Origin of the sequence: Bacillus cereus G9842 (assembly GCF_000021305.1) — a bacterium.
In the GTDB taxonomy this organism is placed as follows: Bacteria; Bacillota; Bacilli; order Bacillales; family Bacillaceae_G; genus Bacillus_A; species Bacillus_A thuringiensis_S.
Window position 1 is genome coordinate 5,091,044 of sequence record NC_011772.1, and the last position, 25,611, is coordinate 5,116,654.

Here is a 25,611-nt window from a genome sequence, read left to right on the forward strand (position 1 = left end):
CTGAATTTTGAGGTGGGGGTCTTACTGCCCACAAATAGCGGGATAAACAACAGAATCCCCATTTGCTACCGTCTTAGCAAATGGGGATTCTTCTATAATAAAGTTAGGTACTACAGTGTGATCAATCAAGTAAAGAGGTGTAACGTGTTATTGATATAAATGACTACCAGCTTCTTTAAATTCTTCTGCTTTCTCTTTCATTCCTTTTTCAATTGCTTCTGTCGTTTCTAAATCATTTTCTTTTGCATATTCACGAATATCATGTGAAATTCTCATACTACAAAACTTCGGTCCACACATTGAACAGAAGTGAGCTGTCTTTGCCCCTTCTGCAGGCAACGTTTCATCGTGATATTCCATCGCACGTTCAGGATCTAAAGATAGATTAAATTGATCGCGCCAACGGAATTCGAAGCGTGCTTTTGAAAGTGCATCATCACGCTGATGAGCCGTTTTATGTCCTTTCGCAAGATCAGCCGCATGCGCTGCAATTTTGTACGTAATAACACCCGTGCGTACATCATCTTTATTCGGTAAACCTAAATGTTCTTTCGGCGTTACATAACAAAGCATCGCCGTTCCAAACCAACCGATCATCGCAGCTCCAATCGCCGATGTAATATGGTCATAACCTGGTGCAATATCTGTCGTTAGTGGCCCAAGTGTGTAAAACGGCGCGCCCTGACAAATATCAAGCTCTTTCTCCATATTTTCTTTAATTAAGTGCATCGGTACGTGTCCAGGTCCTTCGATCATAACTTGCACATCATGTTTCCAAGCAATTTTGGTTAATTCACCAAGTGTTTCAAGCTCAGAAAACTGTGCTTCATCATTTGCATCTGCAATAGACCCTGGACGTAATCCATCTCCAAGAGAGAACGAAACATCGTACTGTTTCATAATTTCACAAATCTCTTCAAAATGAGTATATAGGAAGTTTTCTTTATGATGGAATAAACACCACTGCGCCATAATCGAACCACCGCGTGAAACGATACCTGTCGTACGCTTTGCCGTGATTGGAATGTAACGAAGCAATACACCAGCGTGAATCGTAAAGTAATCAACGCCTTGCTCCGCCTGCTCAATTAACGTATCACGATATACTTCCCACGTTAAATCTTCTGCAATTCCGTTTACTTTTTCCAGCGCTTGATAGATCGGTACAGTTCCAACTGGTACAGGCGCGTTACGAATAATCCACTCACGCGTCGTATGAATATTTTTACCTGTAGATAAATCCATAATTGTATCTGCACCCCAGCGAGTAGCCCACGTCATCTTCTCTACTTCTTCTGCAATAGAAGAAGATACAGCAGAGTTTCCGATATTTGCATTGACCTTCACATGGAAGTTACGCCCGATAATCATCGGTTCAGCTTCTGGATGATTAATATTCGCTGGTAAAATAGCGCGGCCTTCTGCGATTTCCTTACGAACAAACTCCGGCTCTACCCCTTCACGAATCGCAACGTATTCCATCTCAGACGTAATAATGCCATTACGCGCATAGTGCATTTGCGTAACATTTGCACCTTGCTTTGCTCTAAGCGGCTTACGATCCATTTGCGGGAAAACAGGTGTATGTTTCGAAGCCACTTTCACACCGTCATCCTCTGGTTTTACTTCACGCCCTTCGTATGCGTCTACATCACCACGCCCCATAATCCAGGAGTGGCGCGGCGTTGGAATGCCTTTTTCCAGCTCGACCTTATACGCAGGATCTGTATAAGGACCGCTCGTATCATACACACGGATTGGTGGATTTGGGACGCCATTCGTTTCGCTTTGTTCAATCTCACGCATCGGCACTTTCATACCTTCTCGTGGTCCATCCACATATACTTTCTTACTCCCTGGTAAACTCGATTTCAATTCAATTTGCTCAGCTGAAACAGATTGTTTCATAAATTTTGTTGCCCCCCTGTTCGTGACAAGGACGAGATATGGCCAGCGCATGCCAAAATAAAAAGAGCCAGGTCCATAAAAAAATAAGGACCTGGCTCATAAAGACATCATTATGTAAAGCCGTTAACTTCCCTACGCTGGTACGAGCCAGATCAGGTCCAAAGGGTTAAGAAGTTCACGCGCTTCTCTCTCAGCCTACGCATACGTTAGGCACCCCTAGTTTATCACTGATTTAATTTTCAATACTTTCCCATCATACACTATAATCTGAAAAATTCAAAGTTTATTTCTTTTGTTTTTTATGGAATCATCCACGTTAAATAATATGCCTGTACATACGTCATAATACCAACAATAATTACGAAGAATAAACTATGCTTCACTGTAAAACGGAACAAATCCGATTCTTTTCCAGCAAGACCAACTGCTGCACAAGCGATGGCAATCGACTGCGGGGAAATCATTTTACCTGTTACACCGCCTGTTGTATTTGCTGCAACGAGAAGCACTTCAGATACGCCGACTTGCTGCGCTGTAATGGCTTGTAAATTCGAGAACAGTGCATTCGCAGACGTATCAGACCCTGTTAGGAATACGCCAATCCAGCCTAAGAATGGTGAGAAGAACGGGAATAGTCCGCCTGTTCCAGCTAATGCTAACGCTAACGTAGAAGATAGGCCAGAATAGTTTGCGATAAATGCAAACCCTAGTACAAATCCGATAGATAGAATTGGCATTTTTAATTCGTTTAACGTTTCTTTAAATGTCACTACTGCATCTTTTACATTCATTTTCAAAATAAACATGGAAATGATACAAGCAATTAAAATCGCTGTTCCAGTTGCCGATAATACATCAAACTTTAGAATTGCCTCGTAAGGCGTTGGTTTATTTACAATTGGCTCTGCTTTCATTACTAGATTATGCAGACCTGGAATTTCAAACTTAAATACAAGACTTTCTAAAGCCCCTCCTGGAGCAAATAATGCCTTAAAGAAATTTTGGCTCCAAATGACTACCATAACCGTTAATACGATAAATGGGGACCATGCCTTCACTACTTTTCCAAACGTTAATTTCGGCATCGATGCTGCTGTCGTTGTTGCTGCTACCTCATTATTTGCTTGCCCGGATTGATAAATTTCTTTCGGCTGCCAAACTTTTAAGAACAGTGCTAAACTCACTAAACTTACAAGTGCTGACGTAATATCCGGAAGTTCCGGTCCTAAGAACGTCGCTGTAATGAACTGCGTAATCGCAAATGAACTACCTGCTACAAGTAACGCAGGCCACGTTTGTCTTACCCCTTTAAATCCATCCATTAAAAATACGATAAAGAATGGAACAAATAATGATAGGAACGGTAATTGATGCCCAGCCATTTGTCCAATTTTATGTGGATCAATACCTGTTACTTGTCCAGCAACTGTAATCGGAATTCCCATCGCTCCGAACGCCACTGGTGCAGTATTTGCAATTAAACAAAGACCTGCTGCGTATAAAGGATTTAACCCAAGACCAGCAAGAAGCGCTGCTGTAATCGCTACTGGCGCTCCAAACCCTGCCGCTCCTTCTAAAAATGCTCCGAATGAAAATCCAATTAAAATAACGAGTAAACGATGATCGTTCGTAATCGATAATACCGATGCACGAATCACATCGAATTGACCTGTTTTTACAGAAATTTTATATAAAAATACCGACATAATGATAATCCAAGCAATTGGCCATAACCCGTACAAAAAACCGTACCCGGTTGCTGCCATTGCCATCGTGAACGGCATTTTATAAGCGAATAATGCTACTAAAACTGTAAGTACAACTGTAATAAATCCTGCCACATACCCCTTCATGCGAAAAACCGCTAAAGCTAAGAAAAAAAAGATAATCGGAATAAGTGCTACTGCTGCTGAAATCCAAATATTACCGAACGGATCATAAACTTGTGTCCATGTGTTCATTGTCCTCTCCCCCTAAAGAATCCCCTTTTAAATAAATACAATCTTATCAATAGACTATCAGGTCATCATACCTTTAAGCCTAAAAATAAAAAACGTTTAAGAAAACGTTTTCAACAACTTCCATTTATACTGTACCATAACAATTTCCATTAAAAAAGATTTTTTTGAAAATTTTATCATTTAACAAAAAAATCTTACAAAATCGTCATGTTCTTGTAATGTTCATCGATAGAAAGCTTAACTAAATTATTGCATAATAATAGTATAACAACAGACATTATTCATGAGGTGATATATATGAACGGAAATAAAATATTAGCTGCGTTATCATACTTTAGTGTACTATTTGCCCCTATCTTATTCCCTATTATCGTTTGGATTGTAGGAGACGCTAAAACAAAGCCACACGCAAAACGTGCTCTATGGACACACATCATTCCAAGTATCGCTACATTTATCGGCTTAACCATTTTAGGAATTATGGGCATAGGATCTGACCAACCAGATGTAACACTTGGAATTGGAGCAATGATTGTCTTAGCTATTTGCGGAATCATCAGCTTATACTACTTCATCTGGAACATTGTAAAAGGAATTAAAGTACTGAAAGCTTAATTTTAAACAAACGTTTGTTTAAAAAAGGACCCTTGCAAATTGCAAGGGTCCTTTTCCCGATTAGTTACTTTATCTTCTGCGTTTCTTCTTTTTTCTCATCATTTTCTTTCGGCGCGTATTCACCTTATCCGCTATAATGTGGAGCGTACTTGCCACAACAATTCCCATTAAGAACGTTACAATTTCAACCTCATGTTTCTTCGCAATTTCTATTAAATTACCATCCAGTGCGATTACATTTAATAGGAATAAAAATGGAGAAAAGACGATTAACATGTACGCAATACGAATCACATCACCAAGTATAATCGTATGCGTAAAGAAAGATCGATGTGGCATTACTTTCTTATAAGGATACCAAAATATACGTAAGAAACCCCATTTGTTATAAGCATTACTGTACGTATCTAAATCTGGTGTTAAAAATGTAGTACCTACTAAAAAACCAATTGCAAAAGTTAATAAAAAATCAAAATTTGTTAATCCATACGAAAAGAGCAAAAACAAAACAACCGGAAGGGATATTAAGTTTATTTTCGTATGCGTTCTTCCTGATGGCATAATGCACTTCCTCGCTTACGTTCGTCCTGTCACCTTATGACAGATTTCACCTATTGACCTAATTTCTGATCGATAAATGTTGTGTCTATATCCGAACCAAACCATTCTGCCAACTTCACTCGTGCCTTATCTTTCACATCTTCATTGACGTATAACGACACCTGTATTAGTGCGGCCGTTAACGCCCCTAAATCATCCGTATAGCCAATTCCAGCAATGAAATCTGGAATCGCATCAATCGGTGCAATAAAATAAGCAAGTGCTCCAATTACAATAATTTTCACTCGTTTTGGAACATCGGGTCTTTGCAAAACGTAAAACAGTAATAAACTTGTATAAATGACCGACTGCCCTGCTTGCTTTGCAACATGTTTTACTTTCTTCCAAAACGCTTCAACTGAAAATTTTTGTTTCATGTAAAAGCCTCCCTATTTTTAAAAAGAAATAAGCTACAATATGTTATCAGTAAAAGTTCATGGAAATTACACAAAACCTATCAATGAACTTTCATTGTAACAAACAAACCAAAAAAGAACAAGTGTTCGTTAATTTTTACACGATTTCCTTCATATAATAGATTTCTAGATAACCCTTATCCATCTTCGTTTCTTATTTCTCAACAAAGAAATTTTCACTTCCACTTAACATTCTGCTCTATCTTTGTTATATTTTCTAGTTGACGGACATATAAACGAATGTTAAAGTTTTCTCTGGTAGTGACAAATCTTATACAAAAAATGTAAAATGTTATAGTGTTTCTCAGAAATGAATTTTGTTGTATAATACAGAAATGACGTTATGCTTATGAGCAACAAAAGAAACCAAAAGGGTATGCATAGTTATAGTCGTATATGGGTGAATATAGAACCTTTAATTATGGCCAAGAAAACTATGTATTTTTTATTTTAGCATTTTTCGCTCCAAAATCGACCAAGCCTGATAGAGAAAGGGTGGAAATGAATGAAAGAAACCTTGAAATCGCAATTTCAAAATGTGCGTTTCACTGTATTCGTAGCTTTAGCCTTATGGCTGAAAACTTACATTATTACACGCACAAGCTTTGATTTAAAACTTGAATCTTTCATGCAAGAATTCATTTTATTCCTTAGCCCATTAGCAGCATCATTACTGCTTGTTGGTCTTGCATTATTTGCAAAAGGGAAAAAACGTAACTATATAGCACTTGGAATTAACTTTGTCTTAACAATCGTTCTTGTTGGTAACGTAATGTTCTACGGATTCTACAATGACTTCGTTACTTTACCAGTACTCGGACAAACATCTAACTTCGGAAGTTTAGGTTCTAGTGTGAAAGAATTATTTAACTACAAAATTATTCTTGCATTCGCAGACATTATCGTATTCTTCGTTCTATTGAAGAAAATGAAAAACTTTGCACCTACAGAGCGTGTAGCACGCCCGATGCGTTCTCTATACTTCGTATCAACAGTTGCTATTTTCTTCGCAAACTTAGGACTTGCAGAAGCTGAACGCCCAGAACTATTAACACGTTCATTCGACCGCGTTATGCTTGTTAAAAACTTAGGATTATATGTACACCAAGTATACGATCTTGGCTTACAAGCGAAATCAAGTTCACAAAAAGCATTCGCTGACGGTAGTAAATTACAAGAAACAGAAAACTACGTGAAAACAACACAAAGTAAACCAGATCCAAATATGTTCGGTACTGCAAAAGGGAAAAACGTAATTGTTGTCTCTCTTGAGTCATTACAAACATTCTTAATTGGCGCAACAGTTAACGGACAAGAAGTTACACCGTTCTTAAACCAATTTACGAAAGAAAGTTATTACTTTGATAACTTCTTCCATCAAACTGGGCAAGGTAAAACATCTGATGCTGAATTCCTAGTAGATACTTCTTTATATCCACTAGACCGCGGTGCTGTATTCTTCACACACGGTAACAATGAATATACAGCAACTCCAGAAATTTTACGTCAGCAAGGGTATCACACGTCGGTATTCCACGCAAACAACGCAACATTCTGGAACCGTAACATTATGTATCCAGCACTTGGTTATGATCGTTACTACAACGAGCTTGATTACAAGATTACGCCGGAAACAAAATTAAACTGGGGATTAAAAGATATCGAATACTTCGATCAATCTATTGATATGTTGAAAGAAGTGAAGCAACCATTCTATACTCGCTTCCTTACTTTAACGAATCATTACCCATTCACTTACGATGACAGTACAAAATTAATCGACGAATATAATTCTGGTGATGGAGTATTTGACCGTTACATGGTAACTGCTCGTTACTTAGACGAAGCAATGAAACACTTTATTGAGCGTCTAAAAGCAGAAGGTATTTACGACAACTCAGTAATCGTATTCTACGGTGACCACTACGGTATTTCTGAAAACCATAACCGTGCAATGGCACAGTTCTTAGGAAAAGAAGAAATCACTGCATTTGACCATATGAACTTACAAAAAACACCGATGTTTATTCACGTTCCAGGTCAAAAAGAAGGTAAAACAATTTCGAAACCAACTGGTGAAATTGATATTAAACCAACTATTCTAAACTTACTTGGTGTAGATTCTACAAATGACGTTCGATTCGGTCATGATGTATTCTCACCTGATAATAAAGGATTTGTTGTTCTTCGTGACGGTAGCTTCATTACAGATAAATACATGTACACAAACAGTACATTCTACGACCGTGCTACTGGCGAAGTTGTACAATTACCGAAAGAAGAATCTCAACCACTAATTGATCGTGCCCAAAATGAATTGCACATGTCTGATAAAATCATTGAAGGTGACTTACTTCGCTTCTCTGAAAGTAATAAGATCAAAACTGGTGAAGTAAAAACAGCTATTAAAGAAGAAAAGAAGAGCGCTGAGTAATCTCAGCCTCTTTTTTTATTTTCTTCCATACAACTGCTTATATTCATTAACTTTAAAATTACATAACCTTTACCAAATATTCACATAGGGTTAATGAAGAATCTCTATAATAAAATATGTAAACAAGGTTCTACATATTTCTTACCTCTCATCTTTCGTAAGATCCCTTAAAGAAATGTGTAAATCTCTTGTTTCTACTTTCTTATAATTGTCTTTCAACATGTTTTGTTTCCATACACAAAGCATTCAACGAGACAATGTCCCTATGAAAGATAGCTACCCTCCTTGTGCAGCATTCCATAAGAATGTTGCTTTTTTTTATTTAAAAGCAGGATTCTCATTTCTTATTTTCGAATTTGTATATACAAAATGCTGTAAAGTGAAACTTTAATCAGCCCGTTAATGCGGGGGAAATCGTCCTTACTTCTCTATGATTTACAAATACATATACGGTCATATATAGAGAATTGCTTACATAAAAATTACTATAGTGATTTTTATCTCGCATGAATGAAAGTTTCACGTTATTTACGTACTTACGAAAGGATGGGACGGAAATTGGCATACGAAAAATTTGTACTTTGGAATGATGAAGTTATTGATACAACAAAACAACAAACGTACATAGAACTTGAAGAAAGAGGTTTGCAATTCGGAGATGGTGTCTACGAGGTTATTCGCCTATATAAAGGGAATTTTCACTTATTAGATCCGCACATAACAAGATTATATCGATCCATGGAAGAAGTAGAATTATCGCTCCCTTTCTCAAAAGCTGAACTCATCACTTTACTTTACAAATTAATTGAACGAAACCATTTCCACGAAGATGGCACAATTTATTTGCAAGTATCTCGCGGTGTACAAGCTCGCACACATGTATTTTCATATGACACCCCTCCGACAATTTATGCCTATATTACAAAAAAAGAAAGACCAGCATTATGGATTGAATATGGTATACGCGCTATATCAGAACCCGATACTCGATGGCTACGCTGTGACATTAAATCATTAAATTTATTACCAAACGTACTAGCTGCTACGAAAGCTGAACGTAAAGGCTGTAAAGAGGCACTTCTCATAAGGAATGGTATCGTAACGGAAGGAAGCCATTCCAACTTCTTTTTAATTAAAAACAGAACTCTTTACACACATCCAGCCAATCACCTTATTCTAAATGGCATTATTCGTCAATATGTCCTTTCTTTAGCGAATACTCTTCACATTCCTGTACAGGAAGAACTTTTCAGCGTTCGTGACGTTTATCAAGCAGATGAATGCTTTTTTACAGGCACAACGATTGAAATTTTACCAATGACCCACCTTGATGGAACCGCGATTCAAGATGGGCAAGTTGGGCCTATCACCAAAAAACTGCAAAAATCTTTTAATCAAATCTTGTTACAATCCAATATGGCATCTTCTTAAACACGAATAATTTCTGTCCTTTCATATTCAATATATACATTTAAATGGAAATCAAGGTGTAAATTTATGCCTTGATTTTTTTTTGTAATCTTTTTGTCATATTCAGATTCCTACATAAGTCTTGACAGTAATCGACATGCTCTTTAGAATTTTTAACAGTTGGTAAATATTTCTTCACTACATTACAGACAGAAAGGAATCGACAAATTATGAAAAAGTATCTTGCCGGTCTTGCGGCAGTGTCTGTAGCAGGAGGAGCAGCACCTACACTTGATAGTGTTCAAGCTGCACCTGAACAAAATACACAAAAAGCTGCTACAACTGTCCAAGCTTCTGCATCAAACGACTCATCTTATAAGGTAAACGCGAGCGTATTACATGTTCGTGCGGGATCAAGCACTTCTCACGACATCATCTCACGCGTTTATAACGGTCAATCACTAAACGTGATTGGCGAAGAAAATGGTTGGTTCAAAATTAACATTAACGGAAAAACAGGCTTTGTTAGTGGCGAATTTGTATTAAAAAGTGGAGCAACAAACAACAATGTAAGCACAGGCGGAAACAATAAAGTTACTGCTGATGTATTACGTGTACGTACAGCTCCTAACACTTCTAGTTCTGTTTCTGGACGTGTATATGCAGGACAAACATTAAACGTAATTGGACAAGAAAATGGTTGGGTGAAAATTAACCATAATGGACAAGTAGGTTATGTAAGTGGCGAATTCGTATCTGGCGTTTCTTCTAATGCGGGTTCTTCAAACAACAATACGAATAATAACAATAACAACCAAGAAGTAAAACCAGCAAGCGGAAACTATACAGTAAATGTATCTTCCCTTCGTGTTCGTACAGGTCCTAGTACTTCTCACACAACTGTAGGTTCTGTTACAAAAGGACAAGTAGTACAAGTTGTTGGCGAAGTTCAAGATTGGTTCAAAATCAATTACGCAGGACAAACTGCTTATATAAGCAAAGACTACGTAACAAAAGGCGGTTCTAACGAAAACGTTACAGAAGGCAACAAACAAGAGCAAAACAATAATAATGGAACTATTCAAACTGGCGGTTCTTACGTGGTTAACGCTACATCTTTACGTGTTCGTACAGGCCCTGCTGCTTACCATAGTGTAATTGGTGGTGTTTTAAACGGTACAACATTAAACGTAGTTGGATCTGAAAACGGTTGGTTTAAAGTAAATTACCAAGGAAAAACAGGCTTTGTTAGTAGCGAATTTGTAAAATTCGTTAAAGGTGGTACTACTACTCCTGAGCAACCAAAACAACCTGAAAAACCTAACCAAGGTGCAATTGGCGACTACTACATTAATGCTTCTGCACTAAATGTACGTAGCGGCGAAGGTACAAATTATAGAATCATAGGTGCACTTCCACAAGGACAGAAGGTTCAAGTAATCTCTGAAAACTCTGGATGGAGCAAAATTAACTACAACGGTCAAACTGGTTATATCGGAACACGTTACCTATCTAAAACACCAGTTGGAGGCGCAGTAGATAATAAGCCTAACAATAACCAAAATAACAATCAAAACAATAACAACAACAACAATAATAATACAGGCAATAATAGTGGCGACAGTTCTTCCGTACTTGCATATGCAAAATCAATGCAAGGTGTACCATACGTTTGGGGCGGAACTTCTGCTAACGGCGTAGACTGCAGTGGCTACATCTACCATGTATTTAAGAAATCTGGTCATAACATTAGCCGTCAAAGTGTTGCGGGATATTGGAGTAGCCTACCAAAAACTTCAAGTCCACAACCTGGTGACTTAATTTATTTCCAAAACACTTATAAATCTGGTCCTTCTCACATGGGTATTTACCTTGGGGGCGGATCATTTATCCAAGCTGGAGATAAAGGTGTAGCAATCGCTTCATTAAGTAACTCTTATTGGAAGAGCCACTTCTTAGGATACACGAAAGCACCTTAATTAATAGTTTCAAAGCCTTCTAGTTTACTAGAAGGCTTTTTTGTTACGAGTTCAACACATTACTCCCTTTCCCCTAGTTTCTCTCTACAAAAATAATGTATCCATTCTTCTATTTCATACACTTTATTCTGCAAAAACAATGCATAACGTTATCATAATGTATATATTTTCATAAAAAACATAACCTATTTCATGTCTATTTATTTTATATGTGTTTTTTTGAAGAATTTTCTTTTTATTTAAACTTTTCATTAGACGTTTGACCTCCGATGTCCATTATGATAAGTTACTTAAGATGTTATATTCGTAAATGTATAGACAACTGGTTTATACACTGTTTTTACTATGAGGAAGGAGCATACACTGCATGAATCTTTTATGGGGAATTGGCGGCGTGATTGGAGTATTAGCAATTGCTTTCTTACTATCTTCCAACCGCAAAGCTATTAATTGGCGCACAATTTTAATTGCGCTAGCATTACAAATGTCATTTTCATTTATCGTATTACGATGGGATGCTGGTAAAGCAGGTTTAAAACACGCTGCTGACGGTGTTCAAGGATTAATTAATTTTTCTTACGAGGGAATTAAGTTCGTTGCTGGGGATTTAGTCAACGCAAAAGGACCTTGGGGATTTGTATTCTTTATTCAAGCACTACTTCCAATCGTATTTATTAGTTCATTAGTAGCAATCTTATATCATTTCGGTATTATGCAGAAATTTGTTAGCGTCGTTGGTGGTGCATTAAGTAAACTTCTTGGAACTTCTAAAGCAGAAAGCTTAAACTCAGTAACGACTGTATTTTTAGGACAAACTGAAGCTCCAATCTTAATTAAACCTTACTTAGCACGCTTAACAAATAGTGAATTCTTCACTATTATGGTAAGCGGTATGACAGCTGTTGCCGGATCAGTTCTTGTCGGCTATGCAGCAATGGGTATTCCGTTAGAGCACTTATTAGCAGCTGCAATTATGGCAGCTCCATCAAGCTTATTAATTGCGAAACTAATCATGCCAGAGACAGAAAAAGTAGATAATAACGTTGAACTTTCTACAGAACGTGAAGACGCAAACGTTATCGACGCAGCTGCACGTGGTGCATCTGAAGGTATGCAACTTGTTATTAACGTAGCAGCAATGTTAATGGCTTTCATTGCATTAATCGCTTTATTAAATGGTCTATTAGGATTAGTTGGGTCTTTATTCCATATTAAACTTAGCCTTGATTTAATCTTCGGTTACTTATTATCACCATTTGCAATCTTAATCGGGGTTTCTCCAGGTGAAGCTGTACAAGCAGCAAGCTTTATCGGTCAAAAACTTGCAATCAACGAATTCGTTGCATACGCAAACTTAGGACCACATATGGCAGAGTTCTCTGACAAAACAAATCTAATTTTAACATTCGCAATCTGTGGATTCGCAAACTTCTCTTCTATTGCAATTCAATTAGGTGTAACAGGAACGCTAGCTCCTACTCGCCGTAAACAAATTGCACAATTAGGGATTAAAGCAGTTATCGCTGGTACATTAGCTAACTTCTTAAATGCAGCAGTTGCAGGTATGATGTTCCTATAAACTTATATAGAGTCTTCTCTTTCTCCAAGAGAAGACTTTTTTCATGCACTCCAAACGCCTTTTATGTATCTATCAATCACCTTATCCCAAATATGAGGACATTATGATACAATAATGTTTAAGTCTTTTTATTTTTCTTATGAAAATAGAGATACTACTTGTTGTTGCCCTTCAAAAGAATTTAACGACATAGTCAATTTCTTAATAATTGCGCATACTACAAGTATCTATGGATGAAATAGCTTTAAGGAGGAAAGTTTTGTGAAAGATAAGTTCTATAAAATCCTCTCTATGTGGATTCTACAAATTGTATTTTATTTTACTACTGTACATGTGACGAATTATGAGCATGCGCTCATTTTTACAATAATATACGTAATCGTAAATGTACTATTCTTATTTTTAGCTGATAAAACAGCATTTATTTTCTTCATACTAGGAACCATTATTTCCGTATTTTATTTATTTTATCAAGCATGGCTTCATTTATGGAGTACATCAGATCAATGGCAATATATGATTACCCACTTCCTGATGGTAGCTAACTTCTTCATTGTATATATAACAACTCACCTATTGAAAAAAGTGATTCATGAAAATAAAACTTTAACTGAGCGTGTGAGAACGTTGGAACAATATATTGGAGAATCAAAATTATTAACTAGACAAGAATTCGAGAGACGCCAAGCGTTATTAACGACTGCAATGAATCGTCGTAATGAAACAGGCGTTATCGTTTACTTTGATTTCACTTCCTTTAGTAAATATACGAAGGAAAGTGTTATGGATCGTGTAGCTTCCTTATTAGTTGAAACGGTAAGGAATGATTTTGACCTTGCTGCTGAATATGATGAGAGTACATTAGTTATTTTATTACAGAACACAAATGAGGCTGGTGCAGATATAGTAATGAACCGTCTACAGCCAAAATTAGAAAAATGGCTTGCAGCTGAAGCAATCCAAGATATAAAAATTTCACGCGAGCAAATTGGAAACAAAGGACAGACATTGTTATGATGACTCTCGTTATACTTCTTTTATTTCTTCTGTTTTGCGTACTCGTTTTTTGGATCAGTATCACATTTTCAATTAAATATGTACTTATTTTTACGGCCTTTCTATTCTCTGGCTTACTCGTTTACTACTCTTTCTTAACAATCGCGGGTTTAATTCACCGAAATAGCAAACGAAAAGATCGTACACTAGAACATTATCCTAGCGTCGATATTTTCATACCTGCCCATAACGAGGGGGTCGTTATTAAAGATACTTTAGAGGCGATGGCGAAGATTGAATATCCAGGAAAGCTAACTATTTATTTATTAAATGATAACTCTCAAGATGAAACACCTGAAATCGGCGATGATTTCGACAAAGCTTATGCTCATATTCGCCACATTCGTGTTCCCTCCGGTGAACCGAAGGGTAAATCACGTGTACTAAACTATGGGCTTAGTATTTCAGATGGTGAATACTTCTGTGTTTACGATGCAGATAACCAACCTGAACCACACGCACTGCGAATGCTTGTAGAGCACGCTGAAACAACTGAAGATGCGGTTGGAGCAGTTGGACACGTTCGTACTGTAAATGAAAAAAGAAACTGGCTGACGCGAATGATTTCGCTAGAATTTCAAATCTTCCAGCTCCTTATGCAATCTGGACGCTGGTTACTATTCCAAACGGGTTCACTGACAGGAACAAACATGCTTCTTCGTCGCTCTGCACTAGATGAGCTTGGTGTGCGCCCATACGGGCATGTAGAGAATCTCCTTAGACAAGAGATGGGAGTCTGTGCTTAACCCATTTACCACCTTGCTTACCTAGAAGGGGAAACCCGGAGGGGACCAGAGCATGCAAGGAAAGCCCTAAGTTACCAAAATGACCTAGGTACGACTGAGGGGCAAGGTAAAAATGTTATGAATAAGGATGAAGGCTAAACTGCTTGAACCATAGTCCAAAGTGGAGTATCGTCGCCCGAAGTGCAGGGTCATTGAAACGCTTCGCAGTCTAAGAATGGAAATATTGCCGAAGTTTCCATTGAACATACGTGTTACGTATGGCAGACCAAAGACTGACTAACTTGAATAACAAGTAACGGACGAAAGTGGCATCCGACATCATAATTAGTCTAGTCTCTATATGTACTAAATGGGGATTACCTAACTTGGAGCGCCTTGTAAGGAGGCTATTGAGGATGATACCAAGTGTGAAAAGCAAGGTATGTGGCTCATGAAAATCCAATATGGTAACGGAGTTCTCGTAGTAGTCAGAGCGAGGGAAAGCCTCGTACAAGGCGAAGGAGAACAGTCTTTTCGACTAATATTAAATTGGGAAGGGGCGTGAGGCTCTTGCGAAGCCCAAAAATCGTATTAGAAAATCTAGCATCTCACAGTAAGAAAGCAGGGTACAAATACAAGAAATTATATCGAAATCTGTACAATCCATTATTTTTCCTTGAAGCCTACCAAAACATATACGCTAGCGAAGGAAATATGACTGCTGGAACAGATGGAAAAACCATTGACGGAATGTCTGAAAGAAGAATCTCGGAATTAATTGATAAATTAAGAGATTATTCGTATCAGCCAAAACCAGTAAGAAGAGTTTATATTCCAAAGAAAAATGGAAAAAAGCGTCCGTTAGGCATACCTTCCGTAGAAGATAAGTTAGTCCAAGAAGTCATAAAAAACCTACTAGAATCTATCTATGAACCGACTTTTAGTAAGTTATCTCATGGTTTCCGCCCTGAAAAGAGCTGCCATACAGCTTTATTTCAGGTGAAAAGCACGTTTACTGGGAGTAGATGGTTTATTGAGGGCGATATTGAAGGTTTTTTTGACAATATTAATCATCATATCCTTATCCATACTCTAAGGAAGAGGATAGATGATGAACAATTTATTGCGCTTATATGGAAGTTTCTTAGAGCCGGTTACTTAGAAGACTGGAAGTTCCATAAGACGTTTAGTGGTACACCGCAAGGTGGTATACTTAGCCCTTTATTAGCGAATATTTATTTAAATGAATTAGATAATTTTATGAATCAGTATAAGTCAACTTTTGATGTAGGAAAGATTAGAAGGACAAATCCAACCTACTCTAAAATCCAACATCAGATAAATAAGGCTAAGAAGAAACTAAGGGAAGCTAAAGAAAAAGATGAAGTACGAGAAAAAGAGCTGACTAATAAAATACGTGAGTTATTAGCTGAAAGAGAACACACGCCCCAAGGATATCCAATGGATGAGAATTATAAACGAATTCAATATGTGAGATACGCCGATGATTTTTTAATTGGAGTTATTGGGAGTAAGGAAGATGCGAATAGAGCAAAGAAAGACATCGCTAATTTCTTGAAATCTAAACTTAAGCTAACGTTATCCGAGGAGAAAACACTTATAACAAACACAAGAAATAAAGCTAGATTTTTAGGCTACGACGTTAAAGTTGGACGAGATTTCCATTCCAAACGACGAAGTGATGGAATAAAAACAAGAGCATTCTCACTAAAGTGTGAACTATATATGCCTACTGATCTTGTTTATAGTCGCCTATTTAAAAAAGGGGTAATAAAAATCAACCAAAAGACAGGTCAATGGAAACCAATTCACCGTCCAGAGTTAATTAAATTAGTGCCTCTTGAGATTTTAAGGAACTATAACGCTCAAATACGTGGAACCTATCAATATTATCAACTGGCAGTGAATGTGTGCCATTTAAACAGTTATAAGTATCTCCTGGAGTACTCTATGTATAAAACCTTAGCAAATAAGTACCGTACTACCTTAGGAAAAGCTAAACAAAAATTTATGGTGAATGGAATATTCCAAGTCAGTTATAAGATAAAGTCCGGCAAGAAAACGGAAGTGCTTTATGATAAGGGATTTCGTAGGAATAAAGCTCCTATAACTAAAAAGGATATAGAAAAACTTCCTTCGGAAGTATCCTACCAATCCCGAACATCGCTTATTCAAAGGTTGATGGCTAATCAATGTGAATGGTGTAAGGCTGAAGAAGGCTCAATGGAAGTTCATCATGTTCGAAAGTTAAAGAACCTTAAAGGGAAAAAGAAATGGGAAAGACAGATGATAGCAAGGAACCGTAAAACAATGATACTTTGTCGAAAGTGTCATCGTGACCTGCATAACGGGAAGCTAGACTGAAGAGACGGAGAGCCGTATACCTTGAGAGGGGTACGTACGGTTCGGGGGGGAGTTCTCGGAAACCTAAGACCGAGAGGTCTTAAGGCGCTGGGTTCTTACCCTACGGCTATGACCCTTATGCAATTGCAGAAGATGCTGAATTAACATTACGAATTACCCAAAAAGGTTATCTCTTACCAATCGTCCCAGAATCAGTTACTTGGGAACAAGAACCAGAGCATTTAAAAATTCTTATTAAACAACGTACACGTTGGCTCCAAGGAAATTTATACATTTTAGAAAAAATGTTCTCGTCATTAAGTTTCTTTAAAGGAAAACTGCTCGTTCATTCCTTACAACAAGTTCTAGTGTATGTTGTATTTTGGCTATTCCTAATCATTTCAAACGTTTGGTTTGTAATTGGGCTACTCGGGATATTCCAAATTCAATATAGCATTCCGCTACTATTTATGTGGTATGTAGCATATATTACATATGTTTCACAATTATTTAGTGCCCAGAGTGTCGAACGAACCTTTACACCGACTAATATTTTTATTAGCGTTATTATGTACTTTACGTATGCACAGCTCTTTACGTACTTATTTATTCGCAGCTTAATCTTATATTTACGTGCAAAGAGCAAGAAACAAGTCATCGGCTGGGATAAGACAGTTCGATTTAAAAAAGATAAATAAAAATAAGCACAGAGCGCCGTATGCTCTGTGCTTATTTATTGCCGTATAAATTATATATCAGACAATACCCCTTAGCTGAAAGTAATTTCACGTCCATCCCCCAACGAACGATCGACCTTCATTTATATACGAAAAAGTGATTGCTATTTTTGTAGAACCAATTGCTTCTCTTGCTGTTCTTTGCGCGTTTCAGTCTTAGGTTCCGTGCTTTCTTGGACACTACGATGTGCCACACGTTTCAAACAAATATGCTTCCACTTTCTTTCGTAACGTTTCATTATTCTAGATGTCCCCCTTGAATGCGCTTTAAAACTATTTGAAATCGCTTACAGGAAATAATATAGCACATATACATAAAAGTGACAACACATTTCCGACATATTTTTGACAAAAATACGAATAGAATTCGTAAGGTATCGAATATTGTCGAAACCTATCGTTTTTTCTTCATATAAAGGGCATACTACTTATATAGTAAAGTATTTTATTTCCCCTACCCGCATTTCAAATTCCTTCTATATAAAGTGAAACTTTCATTAGCCATCACCAATCGGGCTTTTACAAGCAGCTCGATTTATTTGCTTTTGCTGAATTTTGAGGTGGGGTTCTTACTGCTCAGCAAATAGAGGGATAAAAAAAGAGCTGATATAAAATCAGCTCTTTTCCTTCTATTATTAATGACGCTTCATACGTCCTTCTTTTTGTAACTCTTTAAATAATGCTGCCATCATAAAGAAAATAACAAAGACGAATGGGAATGCTGCAATGATAGCTGCCGTTTGTAAGGCTTCTAATCCGCCAATATATAATAAGGTAGAAGCTATCGCGGCTAGAACGATACCCCAAATCATTTTAATACGATTTGGTGGGTTTAAACTACCATGTGTCGTTAACATTCCTAAAACAAATGTTGCAGAGTCTGCCGATGTAATAAAGAATGTAGAAATAAGAAGAATCGCTAAAACAGATAAAGCTGATCCAAAGCTTCCCATCTGATCGAACATAGCAAACAATCCTACTTCTGTTCCCATCTCTTTAATTTTTTCAAAGATATGTGCATCACCAAACAGCTCCATGTGAATACCAGTCCCGCCGAAAACGGAGAACCAAAGCGCACCGATTACGGTCGGTACAAGTAACACACCGATAACAAACTCACGAATTGTACGACCTCGTGAAACACGAGCAATAAACGTACCTACGAACGGTGACCATGCAATCCACCATGCCCAATAGAAAATTGTCCATGACTGAATCCATTGATTTCCGCCTTCATCCAATGGACTTAAACGGAAACTCATACTTGGCAATTCCTGAATATAAGAACCTATTGTTGAAGTGAAGTAATTCATAATAAAGTTTGTTGGACCTGCAAATAATACAATGATCATAAGTGCAAATGCAAAAATAATGTTCGTATTACTTAAATATTTAATTCCTTTATCAAGACCTGTTTGTGCAGATAACATGAAAAGAACTGTTACGATTGCAATAATAACTAACTGTGTCGTTAATGAATTCGGAATAGATGTTAAATAGCTAACACCACCTGCAATTTGTTTTGCACCGAGACCTAATGAAGTTGCAACACCAAACACAGTTGCGAAAACAGCTAACACATCAAATGAATGAGCAATACGCCCGTGTTCCCCGCCCTTAAATAACGGACCTACCGTCGCACTAATCGTACTTGCTTTTCCTTTTCTAAAGGTAAAATAAGCAATACATAACGCTACAAACGCATATAGTCCCCAAGGATGTAATCCCCAATGGAAAAATGAAAAACGCAATGCAAGGCGCGCACTTTCCTCAGTTGCACCTTCTCCAAACGGAGGTGCGTACAAATGGTTTAATGGTTCAGCAACGCCCCAGAAAACTAAGCCGATACCCATACCAGCACTAAATAGCATAGCAAACCATGTCATATAACTATAATCAGGTTCGTCATCATCTTTACCTAAACGAATAGAACCGTATTTCGAAACAATTAAAAAGATAGACACACCTAAAATAATAGAAACGGAAATAATATAAAACCACCCAAACTTACTAACTAATGCAGTTTGAATTGCAGTTGTTACATTTCCTAAGCTACCTTTTCCAATAATAGATTCGGGAATAATCCCCCAAATTGTAAATGCAATACATAATGTTAATGAAACGATGAATGTTTTTGTCAGTTTCCTCATCAAATCCCCCTTCGTAGGTTTCGCTTTTATAAATAACATAAATTTCGATATGTAAAATCGGATAGAAAACTATAATTTTGCGGTGATTTTCTTACTTTCACCTTCACCAATTCGAATTCTTATAGACAGCCTTACCTTTCGTATAACCTTTTCACTCTGCAAGAGCTACAAGTTAGAAATACTGCTGTCAAATTGTGTGAGAAAAACGCGGATAGGAATGTATTTTCCTAAAAAAGGATGTGTTACATATGTAAAAAAGGGCGAATTTCTTCCTTGCAACCCTTTCGTTTTGTAACAATTATGCGGTTTTTTTGCTAGTATATAGCACGTGTTTATAGCTTCACAAACAAAATGTTTATGTTTATATAACTATATTACCCATAAAACGGTAAAATACTCAAGGAATGTAATCGTTTAGTAAACATCATGTAACATTCCTGTAATATTTTTATTTACGTCGAAAAAAATATGTTGTATTAAATATTTTGAATATAACCAGCAACCTATGAGTCATATAGAATGAAAAACGCTTTCCTATATTTTTTGTTATATTACAGGATGTTAACGACTGATTACGAATGGTTTGTAATTGTGTGTTTTCCCCAAATCCGAAAAAATCTGTTGCTATAATGAGGACACGAAAACAAACGCAATGGAGGCTATCATGAAAAAATTAATTGGAATAGCAACAGCAGCAGTTTTTGGTCTTGGGATTTTCACATCATCTGCTAATGCAGAAACTGTTGTAACAACAGACGTACTAAACGTACGCGAAAACCCTACTACTGAATCAAAAGTTGTCGGTAAATTACTAAACGGTAATAAAATAGATGTTCAAAATACAGAGAACGGATGGTCAAAAGTTACTTTAGACGGTAAAGACGCATTCGTAAGTGCAGAGTTCACAAAAAGCATCTACTACGTAACAGCTAACGTATTAAACGTACGTGCTGAAGCGAACACAAACTCAGAAATTCTTGGAAAGTTGAAGAAAGACGATGTAATCGAAACAACGAACCAAGTACAAAATGAGTGGTTACAATTTGAATATAACGGGAAAACAGCTTATGTTCATGTTCCTTTCTTAACAGGTACAGCACCTGTAATTGAGAAACAAGAAACAACTGCTCCTGCTAAAGCTGAAGCACCAGCTAAGGCTCACACACCTGCAGCACAAGCAAAACCAGCTGCTAAGCCTACTGTGAAAGCTGCTGAAACTAGCGAACCATCTGGTGGTCGTGAGTTAACAGTTGTAGCTACAGCATATACAGCTCATCCGAGCGAAAACGGTGGCACATATGGCGGCCGTGTATTAACTGCAATGGGTCATGATTTAACTGCGAATCCAAACATGAAAATGATTGCTGTTGACCCGAAAGTAATCCCATTAGGATCTAAAGTATGGGTAGAAGGTTACGGAGAAGCTATCGCTGGAGATACTGGTGGTGCAATTAAAGGTAACCGTATCGATATCTTACTTGGATCAGATAGTGCTGCTCAAAAATGGGGCCGCAAAACTGTTAAAGTGAAAATTTTAAAATAACCAATGACTGCTAAATTACAAGCCGGTTCTCTTTATTGAGAGCTGGCTTTTATTTATTTATAATACATATGAGGAGGCTATGCCCATGAATGTACAAGCAAAAATAGACTGGATTGGTACGCCAAAACCGTACATATATAAAGATGAAGTAACATATAACGCTACTTCTATTGATTTCTCACTCGCTGGCGATGATAATCGCTATAAGCTAATTGTGCTCAAGTCAGAAAAAAATACACATTACAAAATTGTGCAATATGGAATAAAACCAGGCTCTCAAAAGCCATTTCCTATCGACATTCCATTTGAACAAAACATGTTACCAATTATAGAGCAAATATTACATGATCCATATGTACAAGCGATATTAAAGGAAACGCACTCATAATTGTAAAAAAAGATATCAACGATTTTCCGAATATATCTATCATAAATCGCAATATATCAACGATTTTTCAATTATATCTATCATAACTTACGATATATCAACGGTTTGACACGAAATATCGATTTAGCTATAAAAAGAGGCTGTTCAAATATTGAACAGCCTCTCTCATATTAACGAGTTGGACCAGATACATCTTCTGATTTCAACGTATTATTTGCACCAAGAGAATGATACAACATCTTTCCATTTCCATTCACAGTTACAATATGTTCGTTGTTAAAACTTTTGAACTTCACAGATCCATCACCGTAACGAATATGATACTCTTCATATGTCGTTACTTTATATTTCGTATCACTTTGACGCTCTACATTACGAACTTCCATCGTTAATAAGTCTTCTGTAATTCCTTTTTTGTGTAAATACTGTATATAATCACGGTCTTCCTTATACGATTTCCCGCTCTTATCATAATTATTTTCAATTAAACTAAAATCATTTAATGAAATTGCACGTACGTTATCATAAATATGATTTTTTACAAATTCGCCCACTGCTGAACTTGATGTTTCTTTCGGGAATTTTAAGTAATAGGTGCTTTGGTCTCCAACTTTAACGCTTTCTGATTTAATTAAGCCAAACTCAGCATTTTTCTCTAAATGCACTTCTACCGTTTCATCTGTTGGTACAGGACCAAGTTTATAACTTCCGCGGCTTAACTTCCCACGCTTCTTACCATTCACAACTACATTTGCATCATTTTCATCAGAGGAAATTGTTACATAATTGCCTTCTAATGATAAATTTACATCTACCTTCGCACTTTTTTCATCTGCTAAATCTACTTCTTTTTCTGTTTCTAACTCAGTTAACTCTGACTTTGCTTTTGCCTTTACAACGTAAGAACCCGGAAAATATGGACCAATTTCTTTTGAAGTTTTGTCATTAGACAATTCTACTTCTTTCTTATCATTCACATATATTTCTGCATTCTTCGCAGTTGTACTTACATTCATATAATACGATTTCATGCTAAATTTATACTTCGGATATAAAAACCATTCTTTTCCGTCTTCTATAATTTGTCCATCTTTAAACGATGCTTTATCACTTGCTAGTTTTTGATCCACTGTCTCTCTTTGTAAATAAGACAGCAGCTCTTTATTATATGAAGGGTTGTCTTTTAAATAACGGATATATGCCTTAATATCCTCTGCCTTAATCTTTAAGCTCGGATCATCTACCTTTACAAACTCATCAATTGCATTCGCATCTTTCTTTTGAAACGCCTCAATCATAACGTTTACTTGTTTTTCCTTTGAAAACTTGCTTGCACCAAATTTATATGCTCCGAACAATATAGCAAAAATAACAAGAAAACCTAGCAGTAAAAATATGTTCTTCTTACTTTTCACCGGCTTTGTTTCCCGTTGTATTTCTGAACGAGAAGAAGCTGCTTGATCAGCTATTTCTTCTATCTTACTTCCACACTCTGGACAAAAATTTAAATGGTCTGCAACTTTTTCATTACATATTCCACAAAACTTCAAGCGATTCTCCCCCTTATTTTTTTACCAACTTCATCCCAGCAAACACTAATACGTAAGAAAGAATAAAGCTACCTACTATTAAATACATCGTGCTACTTTGAATCGATAATAGCGGACCAGAAATCCCCGTAAATTCCTTCATAATTTCCTTACTACCTGAAGCTTCGATTTGGATTTTTGCTAATCCATTTACACAAAGCATCATCACAGTATAAACCGCACTAAACATCGCAATTGTTACATATATATTTTTCATTGGATATTGAGCTAATTTCATTCCAGCTCTAAATAGTAAGATACATGGTATTAAAATTAATAAACCCCACCAATGCATGTAGGAATTGAAATCATCCATATATTTAATTTCTTTAGCAGAAGCACCATTAGCAATTGCCACATCTTTTAAAGACGTACCATTTAATGATATGCCTGATGTATATGATAAATGTAACGGCCCTTTTCCTCCTGGATAGTTCTGTATTTCTTTCTCCATGTTCGCCCATTCAATTGCAGTTGGAGCAAAGTGAGCCATATTCCACATATACGGTGTTGCTTCTAATGAAATTAATGCTTTATATGTTTTCTCAGGGAAATCAATTGGTCCCATTGATTTTGAACTACTAAATAAAATCGTAATAAGTATAATACCAAATGTAATGATTAATCCTTTTAAAACAGTCACTACACTATAATAAATAGATGCTGCATATGGAACACTTTGACTAATTGCGGAAAGCATACGATGTGGTCCCGCTGCAATACTCATGCCAATAAAGCTAAATAATAAACCAAATATAATACCGTACAACAAACTAATAATATGAGAATAACTAACATTAATTGTCATTGTTTCATAGAATTGAGAAATCGTCGTAGAAGAACTTGCTACAAAACTTATAACACATAAGAAAATTCCATATACAATACCGATAATACATGCTGTTACTAGCTTCTCACGCCAAACAATAGACGGTTTTTTTTTCTCTACAAAAAAGCCAATTCCACCTAATATAAGTGCTGGAATAGTTAATAAAATGAACAATGGGACATGAAGAATAAATGACATTATGTATGTACCACTTCCACTGACTTCAAGACCCGCTAAATGATACATTAAAATTAATGGCGCTATGCCAATGAAAGATTGATTAATGGTAGTCATATCCAGCATACCGTTCGTATTTGTAACCATCGTTCTCATTAAATCATTCATCGCTGCATCGATAATTAAACTACTAATCCAGCCAGCCAAAAACATGCATATAATTGCCAGACCACCACCAAGTAAGCCTTTTTTCAAAGCAATTCCAGATGAACCCACATTTAGTTGTACACCCTGGTCTGGTAATTTCGTTTTCATTTCTTTTTTCTTAATACCTACTAGTAAGGAATCGCCGCATTTCTCACAATATGTAGCAGTTTCTTTACTTTCCACTCCACAAGTTCGGCAATATTTTGAGTCTTTAGGCGCTAATATAATATGACTTGCTACACCACCTGTACTAGACCCATCATGCGTACAATAATTTGATACATCAGACTGTTCTAAACCACAAGTTTTACAATACATGTTCCTCACTCCTTACTTTGCTTCATACCACAAACTGGACAGAATATAGCTTCTGTTTCGATTTGTTCACTACATGAAGAACATGATTTATTTTCAACATTGTTTGTTTGAAGGAGTAACTCATTTTCTTTCCCGCACTGTCCACAAAATTTATCATTTAATGATAATGAGCCACCACAGCTACACTGCCCTTTCTGACCTTGATTCTGCAAATTAGCAATTTGCTTACGCATGTTATAAATAGCAATATCAAGCTCTTGTACCGGTTCTACAATTCCTTTCAATACCTCTATTCGAACTTCATCATTGCGCAGTTGCATATATGTAGTTTGACCAAGCTCCAACAAAATTTCAGTTTTCGCTTGTAACTTCTCCTGCGTAATTTTCTTTAGTTGTGCAACCTCTTGTGCAACTTGCAACTTCATCTTTCCTTGCTCAATTCCCTCTTGCAACTTGTTCATACCATTACCAAACTTCGCTTGTAAATCTGACACAACTTCCCCTCCTATAAATATATAGTAATATACGAAATTAACATTTTATATATTACCATGATTTTCAAGTTATGTAATCCAAATTTCATTTTTTCTGTTTTGAGCATTTTTTGTTTATAATGGTAAAGGAAA

General features: G+C 36.6%; 17 protein-coding genes, 2 pseudogenes and 1 riboswitch. Of the genes and pseudogenes, 11 read left to right on the plus strand and 8 right to left on the minus strand.

Features of this window, described 5'->3' with window-relative positions; all coding sequences use genetic code 11:
• Positions 1 to 147: 147 nt before the first annotated feature.
• Both thiC and lldP read right to left on the minus strand, forming a co-directional pair.
• Positions 148 to 1,908 carry a phosphomethylpyrimidine synthase ThiC gene (thiC, locus tag BCG9842_RS25855; RefSeq protein WP_000814475.1) on the minus strand — a complete coding sequence of 587 codons (1,761 nt, stop codon included), beginning with the start codon at positions 1,906 to 1,908 and terminating at the stop codon, positions 148 to 150.
• A gap of 112 nt (positions 1,909 to 2,020) precedes the next feature.
• Positions 2,021 to 2,136, minus strand: a riboswitch (TPP riboswitch).
• Between the two features lie 71 nt (positions 2,137 to 2,207).
• Entirely contained in the window at positions 2,208 to 3,869 is a 1,662-nt protein-coding gene (lldP, locus tag BCG9842_RS25860; protein WP_001099345.1) for an L-lactate permease, read from the minus strand.
• A gap of 297 nt (positions 3,870 to 4,166) precedes the next feature.
• On the opposite strand from lldP, the gene BCG9842_RS25865 reads away from it, so the two are divergent.
• The gene (locus BCG9842_RS25865) at positions 4,167 to 4,484 is read left to right on the plus strand and encodes a DUF4870 domain-containing protein (protein WP_001014103.1); all 318 of its coding nucleotides are present in this window, start codon (positions 4,167 to 4,169) and stop codon (positions 4,482 to 4,484) included.
• Between the two features lie 69 nt (positions 4,485 to 4,553).
• Here BCG9842_RS25865 and BCG9842_RS25870 read toward each other — a convergent pair whose 3' ends face one another.
• A complete protein-coding gene (locus tag BCG9842_RS25870) occupies positions 4,554 to 5,045 on the minus strand; it encodes a metal-binding protein (RefSeq protein WP_001139072.1) in 492 nt (163 codons plus the stop codon).
• A gap of 50 nt (positions 5,046 to 5,095) precedes the next feature.
• On the minus strand, positions 5,096 to 5,461 hold the full coding sequence (locus BCG9842_RS25875; protein ID WP_000810378.1) for a YkvA family protein: 366 nt from the start codon (positions 5,459 to 5,461) through the stop codon (positions 5,096 to 5,098).
• A gap of 544 nt (positions 5,462 to 6,005) precedes the next feature.
• Between BCG9842_RS25875 and BCG9842_RS25880 the strand changes: the two genes are divergently transcribed.
• From BCG9842_RS25880 to BCG9842_RS25915, 8 genes and pseudogenes are all read left to right on the plus strand, one after another.
• A complete protein-coding gene (locus tag BCG9842_RS25880) occupies positions 6,006 to 7,934 on the plus strand; it encodes an LTA synthase family protein (protein WP_000665344.1) in 1,929 nt (642 codons plus the stop codon).
• A gap of 546 nt (positions 7,935 to 8,480) precedes the next feature.
• The gene (locus tag BCG9842_RS25885) at positions 8,481 to 9,365 is read left to right on the plus strand and encodes a D-amino-acid transaminase (RefSeq protein ID WP_079997269.1); all 885 of its coding nucleotides are present in this window, start codon (positions 8,481 to 8,483) and stop codon (positions 9,363 to 9,365) included.
• Positions 9,366 to 9,574: 209 nt separating this feature from the next.
• Positions 9,575 to 11,323: a C40 family peptidase gene (locus tag BCG9842_RS25890; RefSeq protein ID WP_000760262.1), complete on the plus strand. Its 1,749-nt coding sequence runs from the start codon at positions 9,575 to 9,577 to the stop codon at positions 11,321 to 11,323.
• Between the two features lie 367 nt (positions 11,324 to 11,690).
• Entirely contained in the window at positions 11,691 to 12,902 is a 1,212-nt protein-coding gene (locus tag BCG9842_RS25895; protein ID WP_001051018.1) for a NupC/NupG family nucleoside CNT transporter, read from the plus strand.
• Between the two features lie 261 nt (positions 12,903 to 13,163).
• Positions 13,164 to 13,919, plus strand: coding sequence for a diguanylate cyclase (locus tag BCG9842_RS25900; protein ID WP_000653230.1), 756 nt, complete (start codon positions 13,164 to 13,166; stop codon positions 13,917 to 13,919).
• A pseudogene (locus BCG9842_RS25905) lies at positions 13,916 to 14,671 on the plus strand (glycosyltransferase family 2 protein); the annotation flags it as partial. The gene BCG9842_RS25900 and the pseudogene BCG9842_RS25905, both read left to right, overlap by 4 nt.
• 582 nt (positions 14,672 to 15,253) lie before the next feature.
• Positions 15,254 to 17,068, plus strand: a complete 1,815-nt coding sequence (ltrA, locus tag BCG9842_RS25910) for a group II intron reverse transcriptase/maturase (RefSeq protein WP_001257375.1) — start codon at positions 15,254 to 15,256, stop codon at positions 17,066 to 17,068.
• A gap of 104 nt (positions 17,069 to 17,172) precedes the next feature.
• Positions 17,173 to 17,745 (plus strand): annotated as a pseudogene (locus BCG9842_RS25915) (glycosyltransferase); the annotation flags it as partial.
• Positions 17,746 to 18,419: 674 nt separating this feature from the next.
• Here the strand turns inward: BCG9842_RS25915 and opuD are convergent.
• The gene (gene opuD / locus BCG9842_RS25925) at positions 18,420 to 19,934 is read right to left on the minus strand and encodes a glycine betaine transporter OpuD (RefSeq protein ID WP_001230116.1); all 1,515 of its coding nucleotides are present in this window, start codon (positions 19,932 to 19,934) and stop codon (positions 18,420 to 18,422) included.
• A 664-nt stretch (positions 19,935 to 20,598) separates the two neighbouring features.
• Between opuD and BCG9842_RS25930 the strand changes: the two genes are divergently transcribed.
• Positions 20,599 to 21,477: a cell wall-binding protein EntA gene (locus BCG9842_RS25930; RefSeq protein WP_000733338.1), complete on the plus strand. Its 879-nt coding sequence runs from the start codon at positions 20,599 to 20,601 to the stop codon at positions 21,475 to 21,477.
• An 85-nt stretch (positions 21,478 to 21,562) separates the two neighbouring features.
• Complete coding sequence (locus BCG9842_RS25935) at positions 21,563 to 21,865, plus strand: DUF3910 family protein (RefSeq protein WP_001102514.1); 303 nt, start codon at positions 21,563 to 21,565, stop codon at positions 21,863 to 21,865.
• 170 nt (positions 21,866 to 22,035) lie between these two features.
• On the opposite strand, the gene BCG9842_RS25940 is transcribed toward BCG9842_RS25935, so the two are convergent.
• The 3 genes from BCG9842_RS25940 to BCG9842_RS25950 are packed head-to-tail and all read right to left on the minus strand — an operon-like array spanning position 22,036 to position 25,479.
• Entirely contained in the window at positions 22,036 to 23,415 is a 1,380-nt protein-coding gene (locus BCG9842_RS25940) for a zinc ribbon domain-containing protein (protein WP_000666856.1), read from the minus strand.
• A 13-nt stretch (positions 23,416 to 23,428) separates the two neighbouring features.
• Positions 23,429 to 24,985, minus strand: coding sequence for a zinc ribbon domain-containing protein (locus tag BCG9842_RS25945; protein WP_000271608.1), 1,557 nt, complete (start codon positions 24,983 to 24,985; stop codon positions 23,429 to 23,431).
• A 5-nt stretch (positions 24,986 to 24,990) separates the two neighbouring features.
• Entirely contained in the window at positions 24,991 to 25,479 is a 489-nt protein-coding gene (locus BCG9842_RS25950) for a zinc ribbon domain-containing protein (RefSeq protein ID WP_001281738.1), read from the minus strand.
• Positions 25,480 to 25,611: the final 132 nt, after the last annotated feature.